This is a genomic window from Occallatibacter sp., assembly GCF_049582745.1.
Lineage (GTDB): Bacteria > Acidobacteriota > Terriglobia > Terriglobales > Acidobacteriaceae > Telmatobacter.
Genome location: NZ_JBAUUO010000147.1, coordinates 1 through 11436, shown reverse-complemented (window position 1 = coordinate 11436; position 11436 = coordinate 1). Strand labels below are relative to the sequence as shown.

Here is an 11436-nt window from a genome sequence, read left to right as displayed (position 1 = left end):
CACCCTGCTTACCCGGGCCGCGCCCTCGGCGCATACTGCCCCTCGATGCAACTCACAAGCCGCCAAAACACGCACGCTAAGCTTCAACCTCAAAAAACTCAGTACGTGTGAGACATCCAGGCTAGCTCTCGCGCCATTGCCGCGCCATTTGCCGAATCCGAATCAGCGTTGCCGCCAGCGCGGCGAGCCCCACACACCAAACCATCAATGTCGCGCAGACGACCCAGCCCGGCGCTTCGCCAACGCGCCGCAGCAGAAACGGCAGAAAATTCCAGCAGGTGATGTGCACGTAGTCCCAAGGGTCCTGCGTCATGGGAACGTTGTTCAGCCCCCAGGCGTCCATCTTTCCCAGTGCGAAGGCGGCAATATTTTTTGCGCGAAGCAGAATGACAAATGTCGGATGCCCGAGCGTCTCTTCCTGGTAGATTTCAAGCGGCAACCAGAACATGAGCGATTCAATCTGGATGAGCAGGCTCGCAACCAGCAGCACCGTGCCCGTCATCCAGACTGTACGGCCCGCCTCGCGGCGATACTTCAACAGCAGGGGAATCGCCATCAGCGCCACCAACTCGACTGCGGTTGAAACGTAGCGGTCGCCCCACGCGAAATCCCCTGCCCAGGCGAAATACCGTGCGTAGAAGCTGAGATAGGCCAGCAACATGACGCAGGCGGAAATGCTATACGCGCGAACCGCCGGCGCGAGCCTGCGCCAATGCAGCACCAGCAGCACCAGCGCAAGAATAATCAGCGGATCGAAAAGGAAGATCGATTTCTCGGGTTTGAATAACGCGCCCAGGAAACCTTCATGCCAGGGCGTTGTCCAGGGCCAATCGCGCGACAGGCTCGGGTCTCTCGCGATGGTTTCCTTCGCAATCAGGCCTGCGTAAGTGTTGGTGAATGATCCAAAACGATAGAACTGATACCCCCGGTCCAGCATACCAAACAGGCAGAAGACCGGAATCGCAACCATGGCGTAAGCCCAGCACCGCTCAAACAACGCGCGCCCGCGTTTCCCCTCGAACCACAAGACAAGGAACACAAAGAGCACGCCGGCCAGCAAATCGATCCCGGTCGTGAGCCGCGTCAACAGATTCAACCCGAGCGCACCGGTGCCGATCAGCAGCGCGCGCCTGCTCCCCGTCCGCAGCCACTCGTATTCGAATGCAAATCCAGCCAGCGTCAGCAGGCAGATGTAATTGTTCTCCATCATGTTCTGCGTGTAGTGCAGGTGTGTCGTAGCCAGCAGAAACGCCAGCACCCCCGCCACCGACTGGTTCACATTGAACGAAAACTGCCGCAGCAGCTTGAAGCACACCAGCGCCGTCAACACCGTCACAAGAATCTGCGTCAGGTACACGACCACAATGTCGCGCACCGTAGGATCGGTATCGCCATAGCGATCGAAGATGTGCAGCCTTTCGACGTAGGTGCCGAGGATGTCCGCCGGCAGCATCAGCAGCGACTGCCCAATGCCATACCAGCTCTGCAAAGAGCCATTGCGCCCATGCACGCCAAATTCGGGATATTCGTCGGGAAAGACAGGCGGCTGCGAAGTCCAGAACGAGTGCGTCGATTGCAGCCGATGCATGGTGTCGGCGGTGCCCAGTTCTCCCGACTGCACCACAAAGGCAATCAGCCCCGCTGCCAGAGCCAGCAGAAAAACCGGATTCCGAAACCAAAGGCGAAGTCGAAAGCTCATGGGATTAGGATGCTTGTGCTTCCATCGCGCACCTCTTAGGGTATCGTGCGTATTCCATACCCCCAACCCTCGCGAACTCCACCGCCCTCATCTGGTAGCATCTTTTTTCGGAGACTTATCAGCATGGAAGCCCTCAATAATGCAGGCCTCGGCGCCCGCCGCAATGAAGATATCGCTCTCGATCTGCTCAAGTTTGTCGCTGGAACTACGGGTGTGGGCCGTCCGGCAGTGGGAGCAACGGGCTTCAGCGGCGCCTCGGCTCCCAAGCCAGAGGAGCATGTCGCCCAATTGCTGCAGCTTTACACCCGCTGCCTCAAAGCGGTTGAAGGTAAAGGGGCATAGAAATCACAAGCGCAGGCAAGGTTCGCGCTGCAGTGGTGGGCGCCGGCGCATTCGGCCGCAATCATCTGCGTGTCTACCGCGAGCTTGAAACAGCCAGCCAGCCAGTCGCGTTGGTCGCGGCCGTCGAGCCGGACGCCGCCCGCGCCGCCGATGCGCAATCGAAATTCGCCATTCCCGTCTTTTCCTCGGTCGACGAACTGCTCGCGGCCGATCTCCACCTCGACGCGGCCACCGTCGCCGTCCCCACCGTGCATCACGATGCGGTAGCTTCGGCGCTTCTTGATGCCGGACTCGATGTGCTCGCCGAAAAGCCACTCGCCGCGACGCTGGCGCAGGCCGACGAGCTTGTGGCTCTCGCCGAAAAGAACAACCGGATCCTGCAGCCCGGCCATCTCGAGCGCTTCAACCCCGCCGTGCTGGCCGTGCAATCTCAATTGCGCCGCCCCATGTTCTTTGAGGCGCATCGCCTTTCGGTCTTCACACCGCGCGCGCTCGACGTCGATGTCGTTCTCGACCTGATGATTCACGATCTCGACATCGTATTGACCATGGCCAATTCGCCGGTCCGCGAAGTCCGCGCCGTCGGCCTGCCCATCCTCTCGCCCAAGGTCGATATCGCCAATGTTCGCGTTGAATTTGAATCAGGCTGCGTGGCCAACTTCACGGCCTCGCGCGTCTCCACGGAACGCGTTCGCAAGCTGCGCTTCTTTCAGCCGCGCAGTTACGTTTCGATTGATTACGCGCGCCAGGACCTGCTGGTCATTCGCCTCGATGCCGCCATCACGCCCGAGATCGCCGCGGCGATCGCAAGCGGCCGCGTCGATCCCGCGCTGATGGCGCAGTTGGCTGCCGCTGCCGGCGCCTCAGGACTTGAGTCCAGTCCTAACCCCGGCCTCTCGTTTCTCAAGCCGCCGGTCGCTCCCGGTGAACCCCTGCGCCTCGAGATCGAGTCGTTTCTCGAATCGGTCCGCACCCGCCGCGCGCCGCTCGTCACCGCGCGCCAGGGCCGCAATGCCCTCGCTCTCGCGCTCGAAATTCAATCCGCCATGGTCGCCCACGCCCATCGCGCCGGCCTGCAGGATTTCTTCACGACGAGTGCGTAGCTGCAGCCCGAGCGTGAAGTTCGCTCTTTCGCGCAACCAAACAAGCTGAGAGCTAAGAGCTGAAAGCTAAAAGCTGTCGTTATGCAATCCCCAGCACCCGGTTCGCAAATCCCACAATGTACTTCCACGCAAGGTAGTACGCGCCCATCGCACATGCGAGCAACACCGCGATCAGCGCATAGGGCACGGTGAGCGCGTTGAACCAGGTGACAGAGGTGGCCGCCAGCACAAGCACGCCTGCATGCGTCGCGATGGCCGCTCCCGCCGGCACCATCAGCAGCGGCAACAATGCTCCGTGTACGCCGAGCGGCAAATGGGTCCGCTCGTGCGACCACTGCCAAAGAATGCTCCACAGCCCCCACAGGCCCGGGACCAGCGCCATGGGAAATACCAATCCACGCTCGATCGGAAACGTGACCTGCATTCCGAACCGCAGCACGATAAACGCGATCAGCAGCAGGGGAAGCACCAGGGTCGGCACCAGGATTCCTGCCATGAACGCTCTCAAATACGGATGCGTGTTCATCTGAACCTCACTCTCCGCGGGCTCCAACCCGCTCATCATAGGTAGTAAAGAATCACCGGGATCGTCCGCGGAGCGAGCGCCGCAAACGCCACCAGGCCGCCTGCCAGCGCCCAGTCAAACCATGGAACAGACGCGGCGCCGCGCGAGCTTTGCTCATCCATCCGCCGCAGCATCGCCGGCCACAGATCGCGCGGCAAATCGGAATCGTCATCCACACGCGGCATAGCGCTTTTCAACAACAGCGTCATCCGGTCGCCCTCCTGATCCCTGATCCCTGACCCCTGCTCCCTGCTCCCTGTTCCCTGATCCCTGCTTTTCGTCATGGCGTGATCCCCATTCTCTTCAAGTCTTTTCGCAACAGCCGCAGCGCGCGAAACACCCGCAGTTTCACTGCCGCAACCGTGATTCCCAGCGCCTCGGCAACTTCCTTGTGCGACCGCTCTTCCACCACCGCCAGCACTGTTGCAACGCGCAGCGTGGCCGGCAAACGCCCAAATGCCGAAGCCGTCTTTTGCCGGATTTCCGCTGCAACGGCTGCATCGCCCTCACTCGGCCCCGGCAGGCTCTCCCACATCTGCTGCGGCACGCTGCTTTCCGGCTTTTTTCGACGCAGCCAGTCGAGCGCCGCATGCGTGGCGATCCGCCGCGCCCAGGGTTCAAAGCCGCGCTCAGGATCGAAGCGAGCGTGCGCCCGGTGCATGCGCCAGAAGGCCTCGATCGTCACGTCTTCTGCCGCGCCGGGTTCGCGCACAATGCGCAGCACCCATCCGAAGACAGATCGCTGATGCGTGCGGAAGAGCGTCTCGAAGGCGTCCACGTCGCCTTGACGAAACTTGTCGAGGACGCTGCTTGCCTCGTCCCGCATCTGCCGTTTCCCTTTCTTACTTCTTATTACGCCTTACGCCGCTGAAAGGTTACACCCGCGAAGGCGATCATAGAAAACCGATTTTCTTCAACGATTCTCCGCGTTCACGACTCTTGACCGGACCCCGCCCGACGCATTACCGTTGCCTTCCGGTGGGCGGATAACGATTTCTCAGCTCTCAAACTCCAGTTGTGTTCCCTCCCGCCACGAGGATCTCCATGAACACTCTTCGCATCCGATCGGTCTCTGCGGCTCTCGCGCTCTGCGCCGTCGCTTTCACCGCCTTCGCGCAGGACAATGCAAGGCCGCCCTACCTCGATCCGAGTCTGCCGCCAACGCAGCGTGCCGCTGACCTCGTCCGCCGCATGACGCTCGAAGAAAAGGCCTCGCAACTCGTCAACCAGTCTCGCGCCATCCCTCGCCTCAATGTTCCCGCCTACGACTGGTGGAGCGAAGCCCTGCACGGCGTCATCAACAGCGGCACTACGGAGTTTCCCGAACCGATCGGGCTGGCGGCCACATTCGATGTTCCTGCCATCCACAAGATGGCCGAGGTCATCAGCACCGAGGGGCGCATCAAGCACGAGCAGGCCGTGCGCGAACATCGCGCCAGCATGTTTTTCCAGGGTCTGGATTTCTGGGCTCCCAATATCAACATCTTCCGCGATCCGCGCTGGGGCCGCGGCCAGGAGACCTATGGCGAAGACCCCTTCCTCACCGCGCGCATGGGCGTAGCCTTCGTCACCGGCATGCAGGGCAACGATCCCAAGTACTACAAAACCATCTCCACACCCAAGCACTACGACGTGCACAGCGGTCCTGAGTCTACACGGCACACCGCCGATGTGGTCGTCAGCAAGCATGATGAGCTCGATACCTATCTGCCCGCGTTCCGCGCTGCGGTCACAGAAGGCAAGGCCGGCTCCGTCATGTGCGCCTACAACAGCATCAACGGCGAACCCGGCTGCGCCAACCAGTTCCTGCTGCAGGACCAGCTTCGCGGCAAATGGGAATTTCATGGCTACGTCGTCTCCGACTGCGGCGCCGTCGTTGATATTTACCGCAACCATCACTACAAACCTTCGCAACCCGCCGCCTCCGCCATCAGCCTGCAGCGCGGCATGGACAACGAATGTGTCGACGGAGGCTTCCTGGTCAAGGACGACAGCGATTACAAGGCTTACATCGACGCCGTCAAGCAGGGCTTCCTCAAGGAGAGCGATATCGACACCGCGCTGGTCCGTCTCTACACCGCGCGCATGCGCCTCGGCATGTTCGATCCGCCGGAGCTCGTTCCCTACTCCAGGATCAATGAGAACGAACTGAACAGTCCTGCAAACCGCCAGCTCGCCCGCGAAATTGCCGACGAATCGATGGTCCTGCTGAAGAACGATGGCATCCTGCCGCTCAAAACCAGCGGCATCAAGATCGCAGTTGTCGGCCCCCTCGCCAACCAGACCAAGGTTCTTCTCGGCAACTACAACGGATCACCGACCTATACCGTCTCCATCCTCGATGGACTGCTTAAGGAGTTCTCCGGCGACACCATCACCTACGTTGCAGGAACGCAGTTCCTTGGCCACGATGCAACGCAGGTGCCTGCTTCTGCTCTCACTGTGGATGGCAAGCCTGGTATCAAGGTCAGTTTTGCGAAGCTTGACATGAGCGACATCAACGATCCCCACGCCATGAAGCCGGTGGCCACGCGCATTGAATCAACCGTGGATGCCGGGGCTCAGCCGATTCCCCCCGAGGCCACCAGCGTGCATCCGTTGGTGATTCGCTACGAAGGCTCCATCATTGCTCCGGAAACCGGCGACTACAACCTTGGAATGAAGGCGAGCGGCTTCTTCCGCGTGCATCTTGACGGCAAAAGCGTGACTTCGTCCTTCGGCGGCGACCCCTACGATCCAAGGCTTGGCAGTGTTCACCTCGAGGCAGGCAAACCCGCTCTGCTCAGGGTTGACTACTCGCCCAATGAAAACGGCAAACCCGTTGCAGAGCTTGTTTGGTCCAAGATCGATCTCAGCGCCAAGCCCGAGGCCGCGGAGGCAGCCAAAAATGCGGATGTCGTCGTCGCGGTTCTTGGAATCACCAGCGAGCTCGAAGGCGAAGAGATGCAGGTGAGCATCCCCGGTTTCAAAGGCGGCGACCGCACCAGCATCGATCTCCCCAAGCCGGAAGAGGATCTGCTTGAGGCTGTGGCCGCGACCGGCAAGCCCGTCATTCTCGTTCTCACCAACGGCAGTGCTCTCGCGGTCAACTGGGCCAACGACCATGCCAACGCGATTCTCGATGCTTTCTATCCCGGCGAAGAAGGCGGCACCGCAGTCGCTGAAACGCTCTCCGGCAGAAACGATCCCGCCGGCCGCCTGCCCGTCACGTTCTACAAGAGCGTCGATCAGATCCCGCCGTTTGAAGACTACGCGATGAAGGGCCGCACCTATCGCTACTTCACCGGCACGCCCCTCTATCCCTTCGGCTATGGGCTCAGCTACACAAAGTTTTCCTACAGCGATCTCAGCGTTCCAACGCAAACCGTTTCTGCGGGCGATCCCGTCTCCGCCGACGTCACGGTGACGAACAGTGGCAGCCTGGCCGGCGACGAAGTCGTTCAGCTCTACCTCAAGTTCCCGAATGTGTCCGGCGCTCCGCTGCGCGCGCTTCGCGGATTCGAACGTGTGCATCTTGCCGCAGGCGCGTCGCAGAAGGTTCACTTCGAACTAAAGAACCGCGACCTCAGCATGGTGACGGAAGCCGGTGAACCCGTAATCGCCGAAGGCGAATACTCACTCTTCGTCGGCGGCGGCCAGCCGGGAACATCGGCACAAACGCTGACCGCGAAGTTCCACATCAACGGAACAAAAACGCTACCCGAATAAGGCGCGGTGACCCGCGCGCTTCGAGCCGCTTTGTGAAAGGGCACGGCTCAGGGTACCCTCTGGGTCGTGCCGAAAACCCGCCAAAACATCGTGGGCTTCACGGGCAGCGTAAAAACTCGTTGCTTTGAAAGGGCATGGCTTCAGCCATGCCGTAAGCGGCACAATATCATCGTCGGCTTTAGCCGCTGAGGGACCTTCTTTCGACGATTCGCCATTTCTTTCCCATTTTTCCGCAGCCTGTTCAGCCCTTGGGGAACGTTCTTACCGAAACTTCCGCATCGGCGGTTGATCCAATCGTAACTGCGAAGGGAGAGACATCTCGCCTAGCGGAAACTCATTGCGCAGCCTCGCGCCCAGCGGTCTTGCTGGTAGGACACTTTCGAAAGTGTTTAGTCTCAGCGCCGCCTTAACCATGCGCGGACTAAGATTGGTTGCATGTTTCGGATTAGAGTCTTCTGGGCGCTCTCGATTGCGGTGGCATCGGCCTGCGCTGGCTTTGGACAAAGCAGAGATGTCTTTACAGAGCCGCAGTCGATGCTGCTTTTCAGAAAGGCATACATCGAACCTGGCAGGCTAAATGACGAACTTTACCTTGTTACTCCGAGCGGAAGCTTTACCGTACCAGAGCTTCATGGACGGGTCGGGCAGAACGCATCGCCTATTCCAGCAATCAGCCCTTCGGGAGATCGGGTAGCCTGGAGCCTCAAATTTATGCTGAATGCGGACAGCGTGAAATGCGATCCGTCGAACAAAAGATGGTGCGACCTAAAGCCGAAACCAATATACAAGTCTGTGATGGGCGTGTACTCGGTGCGCGATAAGACTTGGCAGCAATACGGCGACTTCTGCAAAGTTGGATCGACGGCTATTTCGCCCGACGGGAAAAGGATTGCATTTACAAAATCCGGCAATGCACTCTGTACTGATGTTTTTGGCGATAAAGAGCTGATGATATTGGATCTTGAAACGGGCCAGATGACCCCTATCCCGGGAGCCAGATCAGCCACATTTTGGATAGATCAGCTTAGCTGGTCGCCTGACGGCAAATTCTTGGCGGGGAGTGCCAGCGGACCTGGATACGGACGGATTGTATTGATCGACGTCGCCACCGGGACAACGAAGACGATTGCTGAGGGGAGCAATCCTTCCTGGTCTCCCAAGGGCGATTGGATCGCCTATGCTTTGACCGTACAGTGCATGGTCATTCACCCCGACGGAACCGGCGTCCGATCTGTTCTTGAAACGGAGCACAAATGGATGAACTATACACTCGATGCTCCCATCGTATGGTCGCCGGAGGGAGACAGATTGCTGCTCAACCAACGGCAAGTTGACGGTACTCATACCAGGGTGATTACAGTAGATTTTGCCACTGGACATGCCATCATGAATTCAAAGGACGGGCAGGTGGTGATGGGTTGGGTGCGCAAATCTGGCGATTGAGCCATTCAAGGCGATCAGTTCGGGTTGGGTGGTGGGCATTCCGGAAGTTTGTCGAGAAATGACCTGAGTCGCGATGCCCAGTGTCCAAACCTCTCTTCTGAGACCGAAACACTAACTCCACCCAGCTCCGAAAAACTTGTCAAGACCCACATTCCCATGATTCCCGCTAACTGCTTCATTCCACTCCTCAAAAACTTTCTGCCGTTTTGCAGGTAATTTCCTTCGCGTGGCGCACAATGGACTTGAAATGCAAATCCTCCGCCGGAACAAATCACGAATGCCAAAAAGAAGCCTGTTACTCCCTGCTCCCTACTCCTGTTCCCTAACCCCTGTGTTTTCGAACCTCTACAGGTAACCTCAATTCACACAAACCATTAGCGCCACCTTCGTCTGGATTTCAATGATTTCAGGACACTTACCTTAGGAGACGGGATAATAGGGGTCGATAGAAACCGAGTCCATGTGGGACACCTAACTGCCTCAATCCGCCGCCTTGGCTCCCTGCGTCTCTGCGACCACCTGCTTCATTTTCAGGTACACGGCATTCGTCCACCCGAACCCGATCACGTTGGTCTTGTATCCCATGCTCACTTTCACATTCGCATTGCCCGAAACCACGTTGTACTTTTCGCGAATGGTGCCGTCATTGGCAAAACCCTGGTCGACCGTCGCATCCCACTTCGCCGCCAGCCGCCGCGCATCGTCGCGGAACCCCGCCGAATCAAGCCCTGCCACGCCCACCCAGTTCGTCGGCGCCCATCCAAACGGCTCATCCCACTGCATGCCTGAGTCGAAGTTGCTCATCGACAATCCGCCCGGCCGTTCAAACAGGTTCAGCTTCGCCACAACCTTCTTTGCCTCTTCACGCGACGCCACACCCGCCCAAAGCGGATAAAGCGACGAGATATACGCATAATCCGACGACTTGTGTTTTGCAAAGTCGTAATCCGCAAACACGCCCTGTTGCGGCTTCCAAAGATAGCGATGAATCGCCGCATTGCGCGCCTGCGCCCGCTTGCCCCAGCGCGCCGCCTCCGTTCCCTTTCCCAGCAGCAACGCAATATGTTCCAGGTCGCGCTCGTAGCGATAGAGCAGGCTGTTCAGGCACACCGGCGCATAGTGCTGCGTCGATCCATCGAATGGCCCGAAGCGAAAGCTCGGATCGAATCCCGACTCACGCATGGCGCGATCGCCAACATAGAAATCCTTGCTCAGCCTGTATCCATCGGCATACGCGCGCATGCACACCACGCTCACCTTCACATCGCAGCTCGTCAGCTTCAGCCGCGCAGCCTCCGCGTCATTCGGATGTTCCGCGCCCTTCACCAGGTAGGGCGCCCCAGCCTCGCCGCCGCTTACCGCTTTCGGATGCGCCTCAAGCCATCGAATCACATCCGAGTAGTACGTGCTGTCGTCCGCCATCTCCGGCACCGGCCCTGTGCCGTAGTCGAAATAGCGCGCCAGCCCCGTCACGCCCGCCTTGTGTTCCGGCCGCGTCCACGTCGAGTAGTCCTTTTCCGCCAGCGTGTACGCATGTTCCAGCCACGCACGCGCCTCGGCGCGCCCGGCGGGCGTTGCCGCGAAGCTTGCCGGATTCTCATACACCGCGCGAATCATCGAAGTGAGAAACGGTGGCTGCGATCGCGTCAGGTAATAGGTGCGGTTCGCATTCAGCACCACGCCGTAGTGCTCGATCTCGAAGAGGAAGTTATCCACCATGTCCTTGGCCAGCGCCTCATGATGATCGGCTTCGAGTCCCAGCATGATGAAGTAGCTATCCCACCCATACATCTCGTTGAAGCGCCCGCCGGGCACTACGTAGGGGTATGGCAGATACAGCAGGCCTGCCGCGGGCAGCTCCTCCGGCCTCACATCGCCGAGCTTCTCGATCCGTCTCGGCAGCGAAACCACTTTCACGTTGCACTTTTCGCTCAGCGCGGAAACTTCAGGCGGCGCTGTCACCTCTGCGGGCATATAGAGAATCGGATTCGCCGTGACCTTGATGTCCACCAGCGAATGGCAGTCCGTCATCGACCGCGTCAGCGTCGTCCACGCATCATGAATATAGGCAAGCGTCGCTGCCGGATCAGGGGTTTTGTTGGCAGCCGCAACATCCGACGGCGGCGGCGTTTCCTGCGCCCCTGCGCACGACAAACCGATTGCGGCAATTGCAAGCGACAACAAGCGAAGCAGTTTCATTCGAACTCCTGTTCTTGTAAGCGGGGAACCGTCTGGAGTTTAGCGCATTGGCGTACATCGAGAGAATCATTCTCGTTCGCTAAAATGTGTCATCCTGAGCGACGCACGCTATCGGGGTCCCCGCGAACGGGTCTTCGTTTGTGGGGTAAGCGTCGCGAAGGATCTGCATTTGTTCTTCGGATGCGGCTCATGCCAGCGAACCCCACTCACTTCAAGCCAATCGATAACATTCAGGAACATTCCTCAACCCGCATTGCTGTCCAAAATAGCGGATATCTGTTTGACCCGAGGAATGTTTGAGGAGGCTGATCCCCAGTTACTCTGAAGTGGGTTCCCAGTCAGGACCACCTTCAGAGAAGAAAGGATCAGCCATGCTT

General features: G+C 59.1%; 9 protein-coding genes. 4 read left to right on the top strand and 5 right to left on the bottom strand.

All coding sequences use genetic code 11. From position 1 onward, the window contains the following. Positions 1-121 precede the first annotated feature (121 nt). Positions 122-1699 (bottom strand): hypothetical protein, encoded by a 1578-nt coding sequence (locus WCA10_RS20910; RefSeq protein ID WP_472824467.1) that lies wholly within the window; start codon positions 1697-1699, stop codon positions 122-124. A 123-nt stretch (positions 1700-1822) separates the two neighbouring features. On the opposite strand from WCA10_RS20910, the gene WCA10_RS20905 reads away from it, so the two are divergent. Both WCA10_RS20905 and WCA10_RS20900 read left to right on the top strand, forming a co-directional pair. Beyond that, positions 1823-2041 carry a hypothetical protein gene (locus WCA10_RS20905; protein WP_472824466.1) on the top strand — a complete coding sequence of 73 codons (219 nt, stop codon included), beginning with the start codon at positions 1823-1825 and terminating at the stop codon, positions 2039-2041. Between the two features lie 35 nt (positions 2042-2076). After that, on the top strand, positions 2077-3144 hold the full coding sequence (locus WCA10_RS20900) for a Gfo/Idh/MocA family protein (RefSeq protein ID WP_472824465.1): 1068 nt from the start codon (positions 2077-2079) through the stop codon (positions 3142-3144). Between the two features lie 79 nt (positions 3145-3223). Here WCA10_RS20900 and WCA10_RS20895 read toward each other — a convergent pair whose 3' ends face one another. From WCA10_RS20895 to WCA10_RS20885, 3 genes are read right to left on the bottom strand one after another with little or no spacing between them, the layout of a single operon-like run. Next, positions 3224-3670 carry a hypothetical protein gene (locus tag WCA10_RS20895; protein WP_472824464.1) on the bottom strand — a complete coding sequence of 149 codons (447 nt, stop codon included), beginning with the start codon at positions 3668-3670 and terminating at the stop codon, positions 3224-3226. 35 nt (positions 3671-3705) lie between these two features. Continuing rightward, on the bottom strand, positions 3706-3993 hold the full coding sequence (locus WCA10_RS20890; RefSeq protein ID WP_472824463.1) for a hypothetical protein: 288 nt from the start codon (positions 3991-3993) through the stop codon (positions 3706-3708). Beyond that, the gene (locus tag WCA10_RS20885) at positions 3990-4535 is read right to left on the bottom strand and encodes an RNA polymerase sigma factor (protein ID WP_472824462.1); all 546 of its coding nucleotides are present in this window, start codon (positions 4533-4535) and stop codon (positions 3990-3992) included. The genes WCA10_RS20890 and WCA10_RS20885 overlap by 4 nt, the downstream gene beginning before the upstream one ends. A gap of 218 nt (positions 4536-4753) precedes the next feature. Here WCA10_RS20885 and WCA10_RS20880 point away from each other — a divergent pair, with 218 nt between their 5' ends. Then, complete coding sequence (locus WCA10_RS20880) at positions 4754-7417, top strand: glycoside hydrolase family 3 C-terminal domain-containing protein (protein WP_472824461.1); 2664 nt, start codon at positions 4754-4756, stop codon at positions 7415-7417. A 435-nt stretch (positions 7418-7852) separates the two neighbouring features. Beyond that, positions 7853-8860, top strand: a complete 1008-nt coding sequence (locus WCA10_RS20875) for a TolB family protein (protein WP_472824460.1) — start codon at positions 7853-7855, stop codon at positions 8858-8860. Positions 8861-9340: 480 nt separating this feature from the next. Here the strand turns inward: WCA10_RS20875 and WCA10_RS20870 are convergent, their stop codons facing one another. Continuing rightward, entirely contained in the window at positions 9341-11059 is a 1719-nt protein-coding gene (locus tag WCA10_RS20870) for a trehalase family glycosidase (RefSeq protein ID WP_472824459.1), read from the bottom strand. Positions 11060-11436 lie beyond the last annotated feature (377 nt).

Excerpts from the sequence above, each read along its gene's own strand:
- WCA10_RS20875 (WP_472824460.1), top strand. The coding sequence starts at position 7,853 with ATGTTTCGGATTAGAGTCTTCTGGGCGCTCTCGATTGCGGTGGCATCG.
- WCA10_RS20895 (WP_472824464.1), bottom strand. The coding sequence starts at position 3,670 with ATGAACACGCATCCGTATTTGAGAGCGTTCATGGCAGGAATCCTGGTG.
- WCA10_RS20910 (WP_472824467.1), bottom strand. The coding sequence starts at position 1,699 with ATGAGCTTTCGACTTCGCCTTTGGTTTCGGAATCCGGTTTTTCTGCTG.
- WCA10_RS20870 (WP_472824459.1), bottom strand. The coding sequence starts at position 11,059 with ATGAAACTGCTTCGCTTGTTGTCGCTTGCAATTGCCGCAATCGGTTTG.
- WCA10_RS20880 (WP_472824461.1), top strand. The coding sequence starts at position 4,754 with ATGAACACTCTTCGCATCCGATCGGTCTCTGCGGCTCTCGCGCTCTGC.
- WCA10_RS20890 (WP_472824463.1), bottom strand. The coding sequence starts at position 3,993 with ATGACGAAAAGCAGGGATCAGGGAACAGGGAGCAGGGAGCAGGGGTCA.
- WCA10_RS20905 (WP_472824466.1), top strand. The coding sequence starts at position 1,823 with ATGGAAGCCCTCAATAATGCAGGCCTCGGCGCCCGCCGCAATGAAGAT.
- WCA10_RS20885 (WP_472824462.1), bottom strand. The coding sequence starts at position 4,535 with ATGCGGGACGAGGCAAGCAGCGTCCTCGACAAGTTTCGTCAAGGCGAC.